We start from the raw sequence: 19176 nt of genomic DNA, 5'->3' as shown, positions 1-19176 counted from the left end.
CTATATAAAACACAAAATCGGATTTCATTATCATGTATTCTGTAGCAGCAATTATGACCGATAATTAGGGAGGAATTACATTTGTACAAAGATAAGACAGACGCACTGGATCAAGAATGGATTGATTTAATACTTGAAGCTCTAGATGCTGGTATCGCCATGCAAGACATCGAGCAATTTTTCCAACGTATGAAGCCATCCAGTCAGGCTCAATAGGTTTGTTCTTTTTAACGAAGTTTATGTTATAATAATGACATCATAAGACAACTACATATTGATAGAAAGGTGCGCAAATATGATTGGAGAACGTATAAAACGCCTTCGTTTACAAAAAGGGATTTCATTAACTGAACTTGCCGAAAAAGCTGGCGTTGCTAAATCTTACATTAGTTCTATAGAACGAAATTTACAAAAAAACCCTTCCATTCAGTTTCTTGAAAAGATCGCAGCAGTTCTACAAATTCCAGTTGATACTTTACTTCATGATGAAACAACAAAGGAAACTAACCTAGACTCCGAATGGACACAACTCGTTAAAGATGCAATGAACTCTGGTGTCTCCAAAGAACAATTTCGTGAATTTCTTGAATTTACAAAGTGGAAGCAAAATCAAAAATAATAATAGAAAGAAGTGCTTACAACCAGCACTTCTTTTTCTTTATAAAAAAAAGCGGGAATACCCGCTTTTTTTATTATTTTTCTTCCCCAGCTTCTTGGTTAGCATTGAATGTCCATTCTAAATTCAATGTATCACCTTGGAAGATATTTTGGTCTTTTCCATCATCTACAAATTCAAATTGTACCCATAGATAATCCTCTGTACCAGCTGCTAATCCACCCTTTTCTCCCCACTCAGGAGCAAAGATATCTTTAGCTAAAAGATCTGGATCAACTTTTTGTAAGTCTGCTAAAGTTGTTTCGTATACAGGCTCACTTTGTTTATCCCAGTTCCAAAGGAATTTTACTTTAACGTGCTTACCAAAGTCTTCACCAGCATTATCACCTTTTGCATCTTTAACAGTATACTTTGTTGCTAATTTAACGTCTTTAATAGTTAACGAACCGCTGTTTTGTAATAAGAACTCTTTCTTAACAGAATCCCCTGGTTTTAAATCTTTAATATCTACAAGCGTCTTAGGGTTTAATGTAAGGTCTAACGTCCCAGCTGCAAATGTATTGTTTGATACTTCTTTATCGCTAAAGAATGCAAATGTTCCTCCACCAATTAAAGCTAACCCCAATGCTGCTGATGCAACTCCCATACCTAATTTCTTTTTCAGACTCACAATCAATTCCCCCTAGCTTTTTTTTATATTTTTATCACTTATTTTTCAATAAGAGATGTAAAGAAAACTATATTAGCTTAGCTAATATGCGTTCTTTTTTAAAAACCTTATGTTCATTATAACGAACAACCCTATATAAACACAACACATATTTATTAATATTTTCAGTTATTTTTATTTCTCAATATCATTTAGACTTTTCAGAAAAAAACAATGATAATTTATAACTTTTTTCACACTCAAATCATTTAATACTATAAGAAAAAAGAAAAACAAAGAGGTGAGGGCTAACGTTCCCTCACACTCGTATAAATATTACTAGTCTTGCTTATTCGTTCACTCTCTCTTACACCACATTCTTGTTTTCCGGCTGTTTCACTAAAGCAGTTACTCCGCTTTTTTTTGCTCTTCTAGCTTTTTCTGTTCTTCCGCTTTCTTCTGCTCTTCTACTTTCTTCTGTTCTTCTGCTTTCTTCTGTTCTTCTACTTTCTTCTGTTCCTCTGCTTTCTTCTGTTCTTCTACTTTCTTCTGTTCTTCTGCTTTCTTCTGTTCTTCTGCTTTCTTCTGTTCTTCTGCTTTCTTCTGTTCTTCTACTTTCTTCTGTTCTTCTGCTTTCTTTTGTCCTTCCGCTTCAATTGCAACGTTTAATTGTTGCTGAAGAGCCTGAATTTGCTCATCAATAGCTTTCAAGCTAATTTCTTTCTCAATATAGTCACGCTTCTCTTTGATACTGCGGAAGCCTTCATTTACATATATGGACACTTGCTGCATCGACTCATCTTTATTTACCTTTAATTCTTCTTGTATTTGATTGTAAGGAGCTTCTATTTCAGTATATACATTTTGCAGGGCTTCCTTCTCAGCAACAATTTTCTCACGCCCTTGTTGCCATACAGAAATCGCCTGTTTTATTTCTTCAATAGAAGTTGCTTTCGATTTTCCCTTCATCGTTCCATACTCACGCTCAATAAACTGTTTATGTTTCTCAGATTGCTCTTTTAACGTATTAACTGTTTTCGGAAATATAATTGCTGTAGAAAGCGTCGCTTCTACTTTCGTTTCATGAATGAACGCCGCTTCTGTATGCGTCATAATTTGAGATCCTAAATAAAACGTAATAGAACACATACACGGCAATATAAGCATCTTTTTAAAATTACGCGGTCTTTTCAGCATCTTAATCTCTCCCATCGAACATTACGTTCTTTATACAGAACATTATCTATATTATAGTAAAGAACTATTAAAATTGATAGACAAATACTAGAAAAATAGAAAAAGGGCTATCCATGTGATAGCCCTTTTTCTTATTATCTTTCTTCACCTGCTGTTTGTTGTGCATCAAACGTCCAATTTAATTGTAACTTATCGCCTTGGAATTGATTTTGATCTTTTCCATTATCAACAAACTCAAATTTCACTTTGAATTTATCAGATTTACCTGCTGAAATACCTTTTTCATCCCAGAACCAAGCCGATAAATCATTATCTACAGCTGTAAGTGTGTCACCTTTTAATTTATCTAAAGTAGTTTGTTTCACAATTGTCTCATGCTTATCTACATTTTTTAAGAATGTTACTTTAATATGTTTACCAAAATCATCTTTATTGTCTTTCTTTACATCTTCTACATTATAATCTGTTTTCAGTAGAACCTTTTTAATATTTAAAGAGCCTTTATTTTCTAGTTTAAATTCTTTTTCAATTGTATCCCCAGGTTTTAAATTCGATACGTTAACAACTGTTGATGGATTTAATGCTAAATCCAGTGTTCCAGCCGCAAATGTATTATTTGACACTTCTTTATCACTGAAAAATGCAAATGTTCCTCCACCAACTAAAGCTGCTCCTAATACTGCTGATGTAATACCCATTCCTAATTTTTTCTTTAAAGTCATGTCCATATCCCCTTAATATATATTTGTTAACTTCCTAAACGGAAAGTATAACCAAACGAACTAGACGGATTGTTCTACTTTTTTATCTTTCTTTTCTCCGTCAATGCTACGAATAGCACCAAAAATAGAAATCGCGGAATACCCAAGTAAAAAGACTCCTGGAATAATAAGAAGTAATGCTGCTCCCGCTTTTGAATTCGCATAATTCAGTAAATAACCAACATACGGAACTGTAATATCTGCATACTTTCCAACTACATTTTCTGCAAGTACTGGCTCTAAATCTGGTCCGTTGTTGTTATCCCCTTTTGTTTCATACATTACTTTTCCATTTGTATCTTTCACACCGATAATACGGTGAGTGATAATTTTTTGATCTTTCTCTTTAAAGGTAATAACATCACCTTTTTGATATTTAGAACCATCTTTGTTTGGTTCTATTGCAATGATTGATCCTGTTAAAAACGTCGGCTCCATTGATCCTGAAAGAACGCTCTTAAATTGATATCCCATCACTGTCGGATCACCACCGCTTGCTTTTGAAGAAATAACTACAAAAGCTAAAAAAACCATCAATGCAAATAAAACAAATGAGATCGCGTTGCTAATTATCTTCCATATTAATTTCATCGTCTCTCTCCCTCTCCGTTGTTTTATATTATTTGAAGTATGCAATATCCACTTCGTTCTTTAACAAGAACACAAGTAAATGATATAACGAACTTTAAGTTATTGCAATAAGAAAATTTACAATTATTAGTTATTTAAAATATAGAAAAAAGACTGTGCCAAAATTTTACACAGTCTTTTTATTAGTAATTTATTTACCTTCTGATTTCATTCCTTTTGTATTTCGGCGCAACACTACATATAAAATTGCTCCAAATAATATAATCGCACCTATCCCAACACTTATTACTTTCACATTTGAGTCTTTTACTTCAGGCATAGTTGTATCTTTTTTAGGCATCGTAAAAGTGACATCTTCTGTTGAAAGAACATTTACCGTCGCAATTGTTTGATTATTTTTCGTAATATCAACTGCACCAACTACCTCACCACGATGTATTCCTTTATGATATAAAGATTCTTTATCTAATGAAGCCGCCCGGAAAATAGTTTTCACATTTTTCCCTTCATCTTTCTTAAGCATAAGCTCCGCACTTTGTTCCAACTCAGAATTAACATCTTTATTTAAATATGTTGTTTTTTGATGCCAATTATGTTTATCAAGCACCATTTGCTTCGTAAATTGACCGAAAGAATATTCCGCCATCTGCTTCAAATCTTCATAAATTTCAGGTCTTTGAGAAGCCATTACTACGCTTATAATACGATTTCCATCTTTCTCATTTAATAAAACAAGTGTATTACGTGCTTCATTCGTAAACCCTGTCTTACCGCCAATGCTATATGGATTTTCAAAAAAATTAGATTTATTAAAAATAGACACCGTCTGCCTAGACGTCGTAACTGTCGTTCTTTTCGTATTCATCGCTTGTAAAATTTCAGGATACTTTTGCACACCCTTCGTAATCATAGCCATATCATACGGCGTCGTATAATGGTTCGGATCATGCAATCCATTCGGTGTTACAAAGTGGCTATCTTTCGCTCCTAATTGCTTCGCTTTCTCATTCATCATATTAGCGAAATTCTCAACACTCCCGCCAATCCGCTCCGCAATCGCATACGACACATCATTCGCACTCAGCACCATTAAAATCATAAGCGCAGTATTTCTATTAATTGTCTCTCCAGGTTGAAACTCAATTTGATAATTACTCTTCTCTTGATCTAATGCTAATTGTGAAAATGTAAATTGGTCCTCTGGCTTTGTATGCTCCATGAGTAAAATCGCTGTTAACACTTTCGTCGTACTAGCAGGATATGCTCGGTGATATGCGTTTTTGTCATACAAAACATCTCCTGTTTTTGCATCAATTGTCGTTGCAAACTGACTAAAAACATTCGGTCCTTCCGCAGGTGGTGGTGCAACTTGTTCTGGATTTACTCCAATATTCGTCTCAGCACGCAATGTTATGGGCGTCAAAAAAAACGAACAAATAACTGTAATAAAAACCAAAATTTTCTTAAAATTTACCATATGACTCTCCCTTTTCCATTTACTCCTTAACAAAATAATAAATCTACCAATCATATGTAATTTGTATTATATTGGAAGAATTTTCACTATTTTTTACTATATCATACTTTTACGATAAAGAACATAAATATACAATAAAAATAAGAAGGAATTACTCTTTCTTATCCTTCTCATCAATCAACGAATCTATTAACTTTTGACTAGCTTCCTCGGGCGTAATCTCATCTGTTATTCCCATAAACGACCAACCTTTAGAATCAACCCACTCAACAAACTCTTGTAAAAATTCATCATGTGTAACATCCACATCAAGAATCGATCCATTAATCGAAATCGTTCTATTTTTAGACACGCGCATCTTGAACGTTTTTCTTACCATTACAACTTTTCTCCCTCTACTTCTGAATATTTATAAAGTGAAACTTTCATCAACCCTCACGAATCGGACTTTTACGGGCATTCCGACCCGAACCTAACTTCTTTACTTTTGCTGAATTTCGAGGTAAGGGATCTTACTGCCCGCAAATAGCGAGATAAAATAATCATGTATCTCTGTTATACATGATTTTCAGTAAATTGTAAAAAGGATATATTGGCCAATTGGCATATTGAAACTGAAAATCTATCATTCTGCAAAAATATCAAATGATATGTAATTGTTCATAAATGACTAAATAGATTCACATAAAAATAAAACAACTTACATTTTACCACACCAAATACAAATGACTTTCTTACAATGGAATGGAGTATACTAGAAGAAAACTTAAAATGAGGAGGAACCTCATGACGCGTTGTACGTATTGTAAAACGAAGTGGACAATAAAAGATGTATGGGCAATACTCGTGACATTTGAAAAGGATTGTCCGTATTGTTTTATGAGACAATATCTATCAAAGAAAACGGTGAACGCTATGCCAGAACTTATAAGCTTACCTTTACATTTCTTACTCCCTTTTCTTGTTGATTTGAGTGCTGAAGGTCCTTTGGATTGGTATCGTAAATAATATAACCACTACATCCAAAGACTACTTTCTACTAAATTCGCTTCTCATCATTATTCCTTCATACATTACTAGCATAATCGGCTTATACTTTCCCTTTTGAAGATCCCGTAGCTCAGCAAGAAGAGCGTCCCCTGGACAAGGTTTATCAATTATGACTAAAAAAAGTGATATATGTATACTGTTAAGTATAGAAAATTAGCATTAGGTTCCAATCAAATATTAATTGAAACCCAACACTGCTTGTATTCTATAATTCAGAATACAAGCAGTGTTTTATATTATGCATTTTTGCATACAGTATTATTTTCTCTTGTAAATAGATAATAATGGTATATAATAAAACCAATGTTTTACCAATAAAAGGTAATAGAGAGACGTGTGATAAGTAAATAACCAAAACGTATTAACAGATTTGTTCTATGTAAATCATGATACATATACGGAATCAAAACTATGAAATTTTATGTAGAGGTTAGATTACTACAAGATGAAAGATTCATAGCGAATACACTTAAGGAAAAAACGTTCCATTAGATTAATGTGATATCTATCGAACGAATTGAGAATATACTTAGGGGGAATTTCAAGTGAAAACATTTGGTAAAGTATTATTAACTGGCGCATTAGCTTTAGGCGGTTTAACGGTTATGAACATTGATACACCAAAAGCACATGCTGACGAATGGGATGGTTGTCATTACATTTGTGGTCCTGGTGAAACGGTGAACGGTGTTACAGTTCAGGTACACTCTACACAAGTTACTTTTGGTAACAGCGTAATTGCAAGAATTACAAATGACCGAGCTGAAGAAATTCATTACAATGTCAGCCTTGAAAAGAAATATGGCGATAGATGGGGAGAATTTGAAACCAACTTCCGTTGGCAAAATCAATGGGTCCCAGCTGGAAGCAATGATGAAATTGCAACTTTCACAGGATATGGCGATGATATTTATGAAGATGGAACATATCGTTATAAAGTCGAAATAAAAGGCGCTGACGGTTCTATTGATACAATTTACACAGCAGGAATGACAGTTACAGGACGATAGCTTATGAACAAGCTCCATTATTTATGATTGTATTTTTGAAAATATCATTGATAATTGCGTTGATATTATTATTAAAATAAGCTCTTCGGGGCTTATTTTTTTATACAAAAATTAGAATATGAATATTCAGAAAATTACACCTTTACACCATTAAAGTTTGTTGCTATTATAGGAATACATCAAATGTTACAATACTCAACAAATTGTACAAATTCTCCGATTACACGAATGAAATGAAAATACATTGCTGATGGTAACATTTATAGTTGGGATCCCGTAGCTCAGCAGGGAGAGCGCCACCTTGACAGGGTGGAGGTCGTGAGTTCGAGCCTCTCCGGGGTCATAAAAAAGAGACACCATATCAACCTTCTACGTGATATGGTGTCTCTTTTTATCTAATTCAATTACTTCCCACCAAACATCTTCTCCAAAGACTTCGCATTGGCAAACAATACTTCTTTCAAGTTATCGTCAGCAACGATTTTATAGTCGCCATCTTTGTCTTTCTTTAAGTTCAATGTAACTTCGCGAGTTGCCATTGCTGCATCTTTATCTGCTAAGTTTTTGACGATAGTTGATGTCATTGTTTTTTCGATTGCTTTTTCAGATTGTTCTTTGTCTTCACTAAAGGCACTAGCGAACGCCATTGGCATAACTTCTCCCACTGCTTTTGTTACAGCAACGGATAGATCTGCAGATGTAATTTTCACTTTCACTTCTGCTTTGTCATCCTTTTTCGATACTTCTTCTAGCTTTTCAAATTTAAAGTTTTTCGTAATTGCACTTAGCATTGCTTTTGCCTCAGCATCATCTGTTTTTTCATTTAGTTTATTAAATTCCTTGTCACTCTCAACAAATGTACGAGCCTTTTCTACATCACCTTTTTGTATCGCTGTTAAAAATTCTTCTGTAGTATCTTTCGGATTTGCACACCCCGCTAAAACACCTGCTGTTAATCCTACTACCATCATTAATAGCAATAATTTCTTTATCTTTTGCACGTTCATTCTCCTCTTATCTTTTCTAGTAAGTCAGCATCATACAATATTATGAAACTGACATTACAAACATTTTTTAGTATAGCATTTATATGATTTGTTTTCTATTAATTCCCAAAAGATAAAGGGCCTTGCAGCATTCCTACAAGGCCCCTCTTCTATCAATCTGTATCCGTAGCACAAATGAACCACATTTTACGCTCCCTACTATCTAACACCATCCAAGTAGCATCCCATGCAACATCGTAAAACCAATCTGTCCAAGGGCAATAGCTTTTGAACACTTTAATATCTTCATAGCGATCTTGGAACATATATTGACATACATTCACGGCTAATTGTTTTGCGATAACTGGTCGTTCCTTAAATCCTTCATATGCTCCGCCCGACAAAATTTGAGCGGCAATGCTACCATCAAGCATGACTGCCCATTGCTCTTTAAAATGCAACTTATATTTTTCTGACGTATGTATTTTTAACTCTTCTAAGCTATTGATTATATCTAAAGAGTTAAAGATTCTTCTAAAGAAGTGCTCGTGTCCATCTTTCCAATATGGTATTTCTTTAAAAAAATTTTCGTTATGTACTTTAAAACAGCTTATAACCACTCCGCCATTTACGTTTTGTTCCTTAAATGTATGTATGAGTTTCTCAATAGATGAGTCATTCGTTTCTATTTTTTCAAACGTTCCTGCTTTCCATCTCATAACGCCCACTACTCTCTATTCAAAATTTGTTTCTTAATTATAAATATCAAAATAAAACCCAGCAACTTTAAGATTGCTGGATTATCTCTTATTTATATTTGAAAAAACAATAACAATTGCTCCAATTATATAATGCCCTGCTACCATCCACATACTCCGATCAAAAATCATAAGCGATAACCAAAGTGATATATTCATAGTAGCAAATAATAAATATAAAATGTAATCTCTCTTTTGTATTGCTCCTCTATTCATCAAAATGTAAGCGGCACCGATAGGAGGAAAAAGACAAATATTTTTCTTAACGACCACGGATACAAAGTTACTGTCTGCATATGAATCCCCTTTTCATCATAATACTTGCTTCAACATCGGCCTCACTACCCTATATTCATCACTATAAGCTTCCTTTATGATTAAAGGCGGGTAATCACTTTTTTCTTCCTCAATCATTATGAATACTTCTGTTTTCTCTTGTAATGTATTAGATTCTCTATTTTTAGTAGGTTTTTTACTTGTTTTAATTTTCTTTGTTACTTCGCCAAGTTTTTGCCCAACTTCTTCTACTTTGGCAGGTTCATTCGTAACATAGTATTCTTGTTCGTCCCATACTAATATAGGTGGCACTTGTTCTCTTTTGTTACATATTATATAAGTAGTACTAGCTACAAGTAGTATACAAGTTAATAAATAGAAGATAGTTTTTTTATTCATATACTACACTCCTTATCTATCATTTCATTGGATTATATAACACAATTTATTTTCAAAAAATGGATTTGGTGGTGATTTTTAGGTTGAACAATAAAGAAAAACCTTACCAAAGTAAGGTTCCGTTTTTACATTCTATAGTGACTGATTAATTAATACGATCATTACAATAATTGCTATAAGCATAACAACTAAACAGCCGATTAATTTATAAAATCCTCGCTTCGTTAATGTCCCACCTTGAACGTCTTTACGAATAAATAAGAATACGGCTAAAAATAATACAAGCCCAATGCCAAAAGCATACATCATTTGCATATGTTAATCTTCCTTTCTCTCTTCCATCTTAATATCTTTTTGCCAAAACAACAAATGAGATAAAGACGGTACTCATTATAAGTGCCATAAGTATATTCAATAATATAGAAGAAACTTTTTTAAATTTCAGCACGTCTATTTTGAAGCGAAACACGGAACACTGTAAATAAATGTTACTATATCTCCTCACTTCTTTTTTTAAAATTTAATATCTCCATATTTGTTTTATCCTTTTAAAATATTTCATTTATTTCTTTATTTCACGAAATGCGTTATTTGTTTTACGGTGTTTTTCGTCATATTTATAGAAACTAACTGTTTATGGAGCATTTTTTATGTTTAGCAACTTTTTTTGTAGAAATCCTTCGCTTTCCTTTCAATATTTAACACTATCTAAATAAAGTTTACGATAAATTCATAATTTTTTATTTTTTATACTATATTCCGTTATATTGTTGTATAATATCTATGAAAGCGCTTATTATTTCAATATACATAATTCAAACTGTTTTTATCGAAACATTCTAACTATTATACCTATATTTAAATGCAACAATTATAGCTATTAGTATAGGCATACCAAATATATCCACCCCATTTTTCTGTAAAATTACTTTATAACATGAAAGATTAACTTGGGTGATAAGTTATTGTGAATGTTTTTTTACAAAACAGATAAGTAATAGTGTTTGGTATTATGTAAATTATTGTAATAACATAAGAGTAAAGAAAAACATTTACATTGATTATTGATTCATTACTTATTGAAAAAGAGCAAAATGCACCTTTGTATGGAAAAGGATTATATGCATTGGGAGGTTTAAACAAATGACGAGGAAGAATACAACGACAAACCCTTGGGCCAAGTTCCACGGTCCGAACCTTGGTTATGTTATTGAGCAGTATGATCTTTACGTAACTGGAGCAGGTTCTGTTGATCCGGAATTACAAGAGCTTTTTGAAATTTTTGGAGCTCCTTCGTTTCAAGATGATGTCGTAACAGGGGACAACACAGCAACACATTTTTCTCCTCAAAACACAGGTAACATTGAAAAAATTCTTAAAGTCGTTCAACTTGTTGAGCAGATTCGTTCTTTCGGGCACACGTTGGCTCACATCAACCCGATGGAAGATGCTGCAAATGGACAATCTCTTCTTGAGAAAGCAATGAACGAACTGAGCGATGCTGACTTGAAAGCGATTCCAGCGAAAACGGTATGGCAAGATGCACCAGAAGGTATTCACACTGCACTTGATGTAATTCATAGATTAAAAGACGTTTATACAAAATCTTTAGCTTATGAATTTTCTCATATACAAGATAGTGAAGAACGCGCGTGGTTGCATCAAATGGTGGAATCAAATTCATTGCGTCAACCACTATCAAATAAAAAACGAACTGCTCTTTTAAAACGTTTAACAGCTGTTGAAGGTTTCGAGCAATTCTTGCATAAAACATTCGTTGGGCAAAAACGTTTCTCTATCGAGGGCGTTGATATGCTTGTACCTGTTTTAGATGAAATTGTTCTAGAAGGTGCTAAGAACGGCGTAGAGGATGTCATGATTGGTATGGCTCACCGCGGTCGCCTAAGCGTACTTGCTCACGTATTAGAAAAACCATATAGCCACATGTTTGCTGAGTTCAAACATGCAAAAATAGAAGGCGCAGTGGCTAATTCTGGCTGGACTGGCGACGTGAAATACCATTTAGGTAGAGAACAAGTCGTTAGTAACGAAGAAGTTAGTACTCGCGTTACATTAGCAAATAACCCGAGTCATCTTGAGTTCGTGAATCCTGTAGTAGAAGGTTTCGCACGTGCGGCTCAAGAGAATCGTAAAAAATCTGGTCTTCCAGATCAAGATACTTCAAAATCATTCGTAATTTTAGTTCATGGTGATGCTGCATTCCCTGGTCAAGGTATTGTATCTGAGACACTCAACTTAAGCAGATTGAACGCGTACCAAACAGGCGGAACGATTCATGTTATCGCAAACAATGCAGTTGGTTTTACGACTGATAGCTATGATTCTCGTTCTACGAAATATTCAAGTGACCTTGCAAAAGGTTTCGATATTCCGATTGTTCACGTGAATGCTGATGATCCGGAAGCTTGTCTTGCAGCTGCTAACCTTGCGATTCAATATCGCATGTTGTTCAAAAAAGACTTCTTAATCGATTTAATTGGTTACCGCCGCTACGGTCATAACGAAATGGATGACCCGGCAGTTACGCAACCACAAGTGTACAAAAAAATTAAAAACCATCCAACTGTAAGAGCAATTTATGCAGATCAATTACAAGCTGCTGGTGTTCTAAATGCAGATGAGGTTGAAACAATTACACAGTTTATACAAGAGCAATTAAAATCCGACTATGCACTCGTACCACCAGCTGATACGAGTGATGCAACAATTCACGTTAAAGTACCAGATGTTGTTGCAAAAGGTATTCAGTCAATTGATACTGGCGTTGAGATTGACTCACTTCGTACAATTAATGAAGGTCTACTATCTTGGCCAGAAGGCTTTAACGTATATCCGAAAGTGAAGAAAATTCTTGAGCGCCGTAAAGATGCTCTTGAAGAGAACGGCAAAATTGAATGGGCACTTGCTGAATCATTAGCATTCGCTTCTATTTTACAAGAAGGTACGCCAATTCGTTTAACTGGTCAAGATTCACAGCGTGGTACATTCGCACACCGTCATATCGTATTACACGATACTGATACAAATGAAACATATTCACCATTACATCGCTTACCAAACATTAATGCTTCATTCTCTGTTCATAACAGTCCGTTATCAGAGGCTGCTGTTGTTGGTTACGAATATGGTTATAACGTATTCGCTCCAGAAACTCTTGTTATGTGGGAAGCGCAATATGGTGACTTCTCAAATACTGCGCAAGCATTATTTGATCAATATGTTTCAGCTGGAAGAGCAAAATGGGGTCAAAAATCTGGCTTAGTTCTTCTATTACCACACGGTTATGAAGGTCAAGGACCAGAGCACTCTAGTGCACGTCCAGAGCGTTTCTTACAGTTAGCTGCTGAGAATAACTGGACAGTTGCAAACTTAACGAGCGCGGCTCAATACTTCCATATCCTGCGTCGTCAAGCATCTATCTTAGGAACAGAAGCTGTTCGACCATTAGTATTGATGACGCCGAAGAGTTTATTACGTCACCCACTTACGCTTTCAACTGCTAGTCAGTTAAGCGAAGGACGTTTCCAACCTGCTTTAGAACAAGAAAACCTTGGCATGAAACCAAATAAAGTAAAACGTCTTGTTTTAAGCACAGGTAAAATGGCGATTGACTTAGCAGCAGAAATCGAGTCTGGTAAACATGAGTACAACTTAGACGAAGTTCATGTCGTTCGTATTGAGCAATTGTACCCATTCCCTGCTGAGAAAGTTCAATCTATTATTAAACGCTTTAAAAACTTAGAAGAAATCATTTGGGTTCAAGAAGAACCTCGTAATATGGGCGCATGGCATTACATGGCTCCAATTCTGTTCGAACTTGCTGGAGATAAAGTGAAAACAGGCTACATTGGACGTCCTGATCGCTCTAGTCCATCTGGCGGCGATCCATTCGCTCACAAAGCTGAGCAAGAACTAATTGTTGCACATGCTTTAGATGTGAAGTATAACTTCCGTCAAGATAAACAAGAAATTGAAGTTTACAGCAACTAAAAAGTAACAATGAAGCTTTCTAGCTTGTTCCTTGGGCAGATATTCTGCCCAAGGCCAGGCTAACAAATGGAGATTACCGAAGACAAAAGAAGAAAAAACACACCGTTAGGCAAATAAGGGGAGGACATTTAAAATGATCGAAATTAAAGTACCTGAGCTTGCAGAATCTATTACTGAAGGAACTATTTCACAATGGCTTATCAACGTAGGCGACAAAGTTGAGAAAGGTGGCAGCGTTGTTGAGCTTGAAACTGATAAAGTCAATGTAGAAATCATTGCAGAAGATTCAGGTATTGTATCGAAGTTACTAGGCGAACCTGGGGATACAGTTGAAGTTGGTGCAACTATCGCAATTTTAGATGCTAATGGAGCACCAGTTGCAGTAAGTACACCTGCACCAGTGGCTGAGCAACCAAAACAAGAAACGACTGAAGCACCGAAAGCTGCGGCACCAAATGCTGAGCAAACTGCAACACTACAAGGGTTACCAAATACAAACCGTCCTATCGCATCACCAGCTGCTAGAAAAATGGCTCGTGAATTAGGAATCGACTTAAACGACGTACGTAGCACAGACCCACTTGGACGCGTGAGACCACATGATGTACAAGCTCATGCTGCAGTACCAAAAGAAGCACCAGCTGCTCCAAAGAGTCCAGCTCCTGCTCCAGTTGCAAAAACGGAATTCGAAAAACCAGTTGAGCGCGTGAAAATGTCCCGCCGCCGTCAAACAATTGCAAAACGTCTTGTAGAAGTTCAACAAACATCTGCAATGTTAACAACATTTAACGAAGTTGATATGAGTGCGATCATGGAATTACGTAAAGAACGCAAAGATGCTTTCGAGAAAAAACATGATGTACGTCTTGGCTTCATGTCATTCTTCACAAAAGCAGTTGTTGCAGCATTAAAACAATTCCCATTATTAAATGCTGAAATTCAAGGTGACGAGCTTATCATTAAAAAATTCTATGATATCGGTATTGCAGTAGCAGCTCCAGATGGATTAGTTGTTCCAGTTGTACGCGATGCCAACCAATTAAATTTCGCTGAAATTGAAAGTGAAATTCGTGAATTAGGTAAAAAAGCACGTGACAACAAACTTTCATTAAAAGAACTACAAGGTGGTACATTTACAATTACAAACGGTGGTGTGTTCGGTTCTCTAATGTCAACACCGATCCTAAATAGCCCACAAGTTGGTATTTTAGGAATGCATAAAATCCAAGTACGCCCAGTTGCAATTGATAACGAGCGTATGGAAAACCGCCCAATGATGTACATTGCTTTATCTTACGATCACCGTATTGTTGATGGTAAAGAAGCAGTTAGCTTCCTTGTTGCTGTTAAAGATATGCTTGAAGATCCAAAGTCATTATTATTAGAAGGTTGATAGATTAAAAATCTATTAAAGGCTGTAGAATGAATCATTCTACAGCCTTTTTTTATTGTGTTCATACGGGACAAATTTCATGACATAAGGTAATAATGTATGCCTAAACGTAAGGAGGATTAAAATGAATAACCTTCCAATTCATGCAAAACTTAAAGTAAATAAGGATACTTTCTTCCTCCCCGATTCAAACGGGGGTGTCTATTTTCGAAATAACGCCAGTTCATTTCGTATGGACGGTGATGGAATTTATGATTGGATTGAAAAATTAATGCCAATGTTTAACGGGAATTATTCTTTAGCCGAAATAACCGATGGCCTCCCTCTCCCCTATCAAAACCGTGTATTTGAAATTGGAGAGATTTTATATGAAAATGGTTTCGTTCGCGATGCAAATCAAGATGCACCTCATGAATTAAACAGTACATTACTCGACAGATATGCTTCACAAATTGAATTTTTAGAAGCTGATTCTCATTCAGGTGCTTTAAAGTTTGAAACATACCGCGGAGCAAATGTCCTTGTACTTGGTTCTGGGGATATGCTCACTTCCTTAGTTTCTTCTTTATTAGAATCTGGTTTACCTACATTTCATTACCTCGTTACAGATCGGGATGAAACAAACTATGACAGAATACATGAGCTAATAGAATGTGCATATGAAGTTGATAACAGTGTACTCCTTCAAGAAATCGATACTACAATTGACCGTCCCTTGCGTGAAGTATTCGAACCTTTTGATTGGATTTTATATGTTTCTCAAAACGGAGACATTGACGGTTTAAAAACAGTTCACACTATTTGTAGAGAAACGAAAAAGAATTTCATACCAGCTATTTGTTTATCAACACTCGGTATAGCTGGACCTGTCGTAACAGAAAATCGTGATGAATGCTGGGAATCCGCATGGCATCGGCTACATGAAACGACTTTACAAAATGAAAATTCATCGGATTCCTTCTCACCAATTACATCTGCCATGTTAGCAAATGTAATCGTTTTTGAATTGTTTAAACATGTCGCGGATGATTCATATCGTGAAAAAGAATCACAATTCTTTTTATTAAACTATGAAACACTTGAAGGAACGTGGCATCCTTTTATAAAACACCCTCTTGTAACTGATGAAAGTTTTACAATTGATACGATAGAAAATATTTCTGAAAAACTTGAGCATCGGTATGGCCAACATACTTCAACTGATGTATTCCGCTTTTTCGATTCATTAACTTCTAAAGAAGCCGGTATATTCCATGTATGGGATGAACAAGATTCATATCAATTACCATTATCACAATGCTATATTCAAGTAGCTACTCCACTATCAGATGGCCCAGCTCCCCTTCTGCCTCTTATGACTCGTAGTGGATTGACTCATAATGAAGCACGCCGAGAAGCTGGTTTAACAGGAATTGAAACATATGTAGCAGAAATCATTCACCGCCTTATTCCTGAACATAACAATATCGGTATCGGTGCTGGAGAAACGATGACAGAAGGATTTTACCGGGCACTACAACAACATTTAAACAATAAACTGTATGAGCGGCAGTCACATATTCTAGAGGAACTTACAACTGTTGATTTAATTGATATTCAAGATAAACATTGTAGATTTTATTACGATGCTCTCTCTACAATCCATGAAACACCTAAAATCGCAATGAGTGAAGAGATTCTCAGTTTTCCAGTCGTTTGGGTTGGTATAAATGATAGATGGTACGGTGCATCTAATATTAATATGACGTTAGCGTTACGAAACGCACTACAACTATCACTCTTTCACGTTCAAAATGAAGAAATTCCTTACAGAGCTAATATCTTGCCTGAATCCTCTATTATTTTATATGACACGGATTCTTTTAGAGTGGAAATACAAGCGGAAGAAGAAATTCCAAGTGTGCAATCTTTACAGCTTGCCTTACAGCATTTAGAAGAACATAATTTTTATCCCTTCGTGTTCGATTTAGCAATCGAACCATTTTTGAAAGAAAACCTAGACGGTGTGTATGGGGTATTAATTGCAAAGGAGGACGGTTTATGATTCAAAATATATTGCTTATAGGAGATGGCCTTCTTGCAGACTATGTACATGATCAATTATGCAAACAATATTCCATCATTCGTCAGCAGACCCTTACAGAAGAACTTCCTGAAAATATTCATCTCGCTCTCGTATTACATGACGGATCTCCTTCTACTATTCATCATGATGCCGAACTTATTTTTCGCTCAAATCATATTCCATGGCTTCGTGGTTTTACTTCATTTGGCGAAGGTATTATCGGTCCTTACATTCATCCTCTTACGCCTGGATGTTCCCATTGTTCTGATGGACGCCGTTTTATCGCTGGCTTTGATCAAAAAGAAATGTGGGAACTACAGCGGAAATATGCCTTTAAAGCAGATAATGTAACGAGACGTGACGTACGTGCCACCCAAAATGGAATGTTGCAAATGTGCCATCTTATTTGCGCAGAAACAGGAAAAATATTAACTCATAACCATTCTTCTTTAGAAAATGAACTTATTTTACTAAACTTACAAACATTACAATGTACGCGGCATTCTTTTCTTCCAGATCCTCTCTGTCCTGTATGTAGTAATTTACCTGATGATACTGCGGATGCGGCGGAAGTTTCTTTACAACCGAGTTTAAAAGTAAGCACCGAAACGTATCGCTGCCGTTCCATTCATGAGCTAAACACATTTTTAACGAGAGACTATTTAGATTATCGGGTCGGTATGTTGAACGGAAAAATGCAGCATTCTGTATTACCATTCGCTGACGTCATTATAAACATGCCATTAATGTTCGGAAATGAAGGTGTTGCGGGACGAACTCATTCATTTGCAGTGAGTGAAGCAACTGCTATTTTAGAAGGTTTAGAACGATATTGCGGTATGTCGCCTCGAGGGAAAAAGACAAATGTGCATGGTAGTTTTCATGATTTAGAGGAACATGCACTAAATCCCCTCACACTCGGTGTCCATACAAATGAACATTACAATCGTGATAACTTTCCATTCAAGCCGTTTGATCCTGATTATGAGCAAAACTGGGTATGGGGATATTCTTTATCACAAAACAGACCGCTTTTAGTTCCTGAATCAATTGCTTATTATAGCCTCGGTCATCGAGATGCTTTCGTGTATGAAACATCAAATGGATGTGCAATTGGCGGTAGTTTAGAAGAAGCGATTTTTCACGGCATTTTAGAAATTGTAGAGCGTGATGCCTTCTTACTCACTTGGTATGCCGAATTACCTCTTCCCCGCCTGGATCTTAATTCAGCAAATGATACAGAATTACAATTAATGATTCAGCGGTTACGTACGATTACCGGATACGAATTACACGCTTTTAACGCGACGATGGAACACGGCATTCCTAGCTTATGGGTAATTGCAAAAAATACGCGTGAAAATGGAATGAACGTTGTTTGTGCAGGAGGCGCTCATTTAGATCCTATTCGAGCCTTAAAAAGCGCCATTCAAGAAATAGCAGGCATGTTACTTATAACAGACGATGAGCTCGAGCACAAAAGAGAATACTACGAAAAATGCTTACAAGATCCTTATTTCGTTAATAAAATGGAAGACCATAGTATGCTGTATGGATTGAAAGAAACAGAAGAACGTCTTCACTTCCTTTTACGGGAAGATGCACCGGTGCAAACGTTCCAAGAAATGAATGTATCACAATCATTTGATATGGATCTAACATCCGATCTCCACCAACTTTTAAATCGTTTGCATCAATCTAATCTTGAAATAATCGTTGTAGATCAAACCGTTCCCCTCATAGAAAAGAATGGATTACATTGTGTAAAAGTTATTATTCCAGGCATGCTACCGATGACGTTTGGTCACCATCTTACTCGAGTTACAGGACTGGACCGGGTATATACCGTACCGATGACACTTGGATATACAGACGAACCTTTAACGAATGAAAGATTAAATCCACATCCACATCCGTTTCCATAGTAAAGGAGGGAT

Annotated in this window: 18 protein-coding genes, 1 tRNA gene and 2 pseudogenes; 9 read left to right on the top strand and 12 right to left on the bottom strand. The window is 35.8% G+C overall.

Annotated features, from left to right (window positions below; all coding sequences use genetic code 11):
• Positions 1-81: 81 nt before the first annotated feature.
• Together HFD78_RS02360 and HFD78_RS02355 are read left to right on the top strand one after the other, a co-directional pair.
• Positions 82-216, top strand: coding sequence for an anti-repressor SinI family protein (locus HFD78_RS02360; RefSeq protein ID WP_000276219.1), 135 nt, complete (start codon positions 82-84; stop codon positions 214-216).
• Between the two features lie 79 nt (positions 217-295).
• A complete protein-coding gene (locus tag HFD78_RS02355; RefSeq protein ID WP_000578885.1) occupies positions 296-619 on the top strand; it encodes a helix-turn-helix domain-containing protein in 324 nt (107 codons plus the stop codon).
• 73 nt (positions 620-692) lie between these two features.
• Here the strand turns inward: HFD78_RS02355 and calY are convergent, their stop codons facing one another.
• From calY to HFD78_RS02325, 6 genes are all read right to left on the bottom strand, one after another.
• Positions 693-1286, bottom strand: a complete 594-nt coding sequence (gene calY, locus HFD78_RS02350; RefSeq protein ID WP_000053713.1) for a biofilm matrix protein CalY — start codon at positions 1284-1286, stop codon at positions 693-695.
• A gap of 387 nt (positions 1287-1673) precedes the next feature.
• Positions 1674-2477, bottom strand: coding sequence for a DUF4047 domain-containing protein (locus HFD78_RS02345; RefSeq protein WP_002196312.1), 804 nt, complete (start codon positions 2475-2477; stop codon positions 1674-1676).
• Between the two features lie 119 nt (positions 2478-2596).
• Positions 2597-3184 (bottom strand): CalY family protein, encoded by a 588-nt coding sequence (locus tag HFD78_RS02340; RefSeq protein ID WP_000172854.1) that lies wholly within the window; start codon positions 3182-3184, stop codon positions 2597-2599.
• Between the two features lie 60 nt (positions 3185-3244).
• Entirely contained in the window at positions 3245-3814 is a 570-nt protein-coding gene (gene sipW / locus HFD78_RS02335) for a signal peptidase I SipW (RefSeq protein WP_000767792.1), read from the bottom strand.
• A gap of 190 nt (positions 3815-4004) precedes the next feature.
• Positions 4005-5291, bottom strand: a complete 1287-nt coding sequence (locus HFD78_RS02330; protein ID WP_000247031.1) for a D-alanyl-D-alanine carboxypeptidase family protein — start codon at positions 5289-5291, stop codon at positions 4005-4007.
• 151 nt (positions 5292-5442) lie between these two features.
• Positions 5443-5670, bottom strand: a complete 228-nt coding sequence (locus tag HFD78_RS02325; RefSeq protein ID WP_000251856.1) for a hypothetical protein — start codon at positions 5668-5670, stop codon at positions 5443-5445.
• Positions 5671-6077: 407 nt separating this feature from the next.
• Here HFD78_RS02325 and HFD78_RS02320 point away from each other — a divergent pair, with 407 nt between their 5' ends.
• From HFD78_RS02320 to HFD78_RS02310, 3 genes are all read left to right on the top strand, one after another.
• Positions 6078-6299, top strand: a complete 222-nt coding sequence (locus HFD78_RS02320; RefSeq protein WP_000196288.1) for a hypothetical protein — start codon at positions 6078-6080, stop codon at positions 6297-6299.
• 587 nt (positions 6300-6886) lie between these two features.
• The gene (locus HFD78_RS02315) at positions 6887-7351 is read left to right on the top strand and encodes a hypothetical protein (protein WP_000846653.1); all 465 of its coding nucleotides are present in this window, start codon (positions 6887-6889) and stop codon (positions 7349-7351) included.
• Positions 7352-7621: 270 nt separating this feature from the next.
• Positions 7622-7694, top strand: a tRNA-Val gene (locus HFD78_RS02310).
• A gap of 61 nt (positions 7695-7755) precedes the next feature.
• On the opposite strand, the gene HFD78_RS02305 is transcribed toward HFD78_RS02310, so the two are convergent.
• The 6 genes and pseudogenes from HFD78_RS02305 to HFD78_RS30055 all read right to left on the bottom strand — a co-directional run.
• Positions 7756-8352: a DUF4878 domain-containing protein gene (locus HFD78_RS02305; RefSeq protein ID WP_001169482.1), complete on the bottom strand. Its 597-nt coding sequence runs from the start codon at positions 8350-8352 to the stop codon at positions 7756-7758.
• Positions 8353-8510: 158 nt separating this feature from the next.
• Positions 8511-9056: a hypothetical protein gene (locus HFD78_RS02300; protein WP_001267321.1), complete on the bottom strand. Its 546-nt coding sequence runs from the start codon at positions 9054-9056 to the stop codon at positions 8511-8513.
• 81 nt (positions 9057-9137) lie between these two features.
• A pseudogene (locus HFD78_RS29380) lies at positions 9138-9391 on the bottom strand (hypothetical protein).
• A 16-nt stretch (positions 9392-9407) separates the two neighbouring features.
• Positions 9408-9770, bottom strand: a complete 363-nt coding sequence (locus tag HFD78_RS02295; RefSeq protein ID WP_001036576.1) for a hypothetical protein — start codon at positions 9768-9770, stop codon at positions 9408-9410.
• A gap of 132 nt (positions 9771-9902) precedes the next feature.
• On the bottom strand, positions 9903-10085 hold the full coding sequence (locus HFD78_RS02290; RefSeq protein WP_001178294.1) for a DUF3976 domain-containing protein: 183 nt from the start codon (positions 10083-10085) through the stop codon (positions 9903-9905).
• A gap of 28 nt (positions 10086-10113) precedes the next feature.
• A pseudogene (locus tag HFD78_RS30055) lies at positions 10114-10188 on the bottom strand (permease); the annotation flags it as partial.
• A 725-nt stretch (positions 10189-10913) separates the two neighbouring features.
• On the opposite strand from HFD78_RS30055, the gene odhA reads away from it, so the two are divergent.
• The 4 genes from odhA (at position 10914) to HFD78_RS02270 (ending at position 19164) form a co-directional block, all read left to right on the top strand.
• On the top strand, positions 10914-13781 hold the full coding sequence (odhA, locus tag HFD78_RS02285) for a 2-oxoglutarate dehydrogenase E1 component (protein WP_000197135.1): 2868 nt from the start codon (positions 10914-10916) through the stop codon (positions 13779-13781).
• 133 nt (positions 13782-13914) lie between these two features.
• The gene (odhB, locus tag HFD78_RS02280) at positions 13915-15174 is read left to right on the top strand and encodes a 2-oxoglutarate dehydrogenase complex dihydrolipoyllysine-residue succinyltransferase (protein WP_000569928.1); all 1260 of its coding nucleotides are present in this window, start codon (positions 13915-13917) and stop codon (positions 15172-15174) included.
• A gap of 124 nt (positions 15175-15298) precedes the next feature.
• Positions 15299-17218 (top strand): putative thiazole-containing bacteriocin maturation protein, encoded by a 1920-nt coding sequence (locus tag HFD78_RS02275; protein WP_001061550.1) that lies wholly within the window; start codon positions 15299-15301, stop codon positions 17216-17218.
• Positions 17215-19164, top strand: a complete 1950-nt coding sequence (locus HFD78_RS02270) for a TOMM precursor leader peptide-binding protein (protein WP_000615607.1) — start codon at positions 17215-17217, stop codon at positions 19162-19164. Before HFD78_RS02275 ends, HFD78_RS02270 begins: the two co-directional genes overlap by 4 nt.
• The last annotated feature ends 12 nt before the right edge of the window (positions 19165-19176 follow it).

The organism is Bacillus sp. EKM501B (assembly GCF_011800505.1).
Taxonomy (GTDB): Bacteria; Bacillota; Bacilli; order Bacillales; family Bacillaceae_G; genus Bacillus_A; species Bacillus_A cereus.
This window is presented reverse-complemented; position numbering and strand designations above follow the sequence as displayed.

What these genes read in the sequence shown, in the direction of transcription:
- HFD78_RS02355 (WP_000578885.1), top strand. Translation starts at nt 296, where the DNA reads ATGATTGGAGAACGTATAAAACGCCTTCGTTTACAAAAAGGGATTTCA.
- HFD78_RS02345 (WP_002196312.1), bottom strand. Translation starts at nt 2,477, where the DNA reads ATGGGAGAGATTAAGATGCTGAAAAGACCGCGTAATTTTAAAAAGATG.
- HFD78_RS02340 (WP_000172854.1), bottom strand. Translation starts at nt 3,184, where the DNA reads ATGACTTTAAAGAAAAAATTAGGAATGGGTATTACATCAGCAGTATTA.
- sipW (WP_000767792.1), bottom strand. Translation starts at nt 3,814, where the DNA reads ATGAAATTAATATGGAAGATAATTAGCAACGCGATCTCATTTGTTTTA.
- HFD78_RS02330 (WP_000247031.1), bottom strand. Translation starts at nt 5,291, where the DNA reads ATGGTAAATTTTAAGAAAATTTTGGTTTTTATTACAGTTATTTGTTCG.
- HFD78_RS02325 (WP_000251856.1), bottom strand. Translation starts at nt 5,670, where the DNA reads ATGGTAAGAAAAACGTTCAAGATGCGCGTGTCTAAAAATAGAACGATT.
- HFD78_RS02320 (WP_000196288.1), top strand. Translation starts at nt 6,078, where the DNA reads ATGACGCGTTGTACGTATTGTAAAACGAAGTGGACAATAAAAGATGTA.
- HFD78_RS02300 (WP_001267321.1), bottom strand. Translation starts at nt 9,056, where the DNA reads ATGAGATGGAAAGCAGGAACGTTTGAAAAAATAGAAACGAATGACTCA.
- HFD78_RS02295 (WP_001036576.1), bottom strand. Translation starts at nt 9,770, where the DNA reads ATGAATAAAAAAACTATCTTCTATTTATTAACTTGTATACTACTTGTA.
- HFD78_RS02290 (WP_001178294.1), bottom strand. Translation starts at nt 10,085, where the DNA reads ATGCAAATGATGTATGCTTTTGGCATTGGGCTTGTATTATTTTTAGCC.
- odhA (WP_000197135.1), top strand. Translation starts at nt 10,914, where the DNA reads ATGACGAGGAAGAATACAACGACAAACCCTTGGGCCAAGTTCCACGGT.
- odhB (WP_000569928.1), top strand. Translation starts at nt 13,915, where the DNA reads ATGATCGAAATTAAAGTACCTGAGCTTGCAGAATCTATTACTGAAGGA.
- HFD78_RS02275 (WP_001061550.1), top strand. Translation starts at nt 15,299, where the DNA reads ATGAATAACCTTCCAATTCATGCAAAACTTAAAGTAAATAAGGATACT.
- HFD78_RS02270 (WP_000615607.1), top strand. Translation starts at nt 17,215, where the DNA reads ATGATTCAAAATATATTGCTTATAGGAGATGGCCTTCTTGCAGACTAT.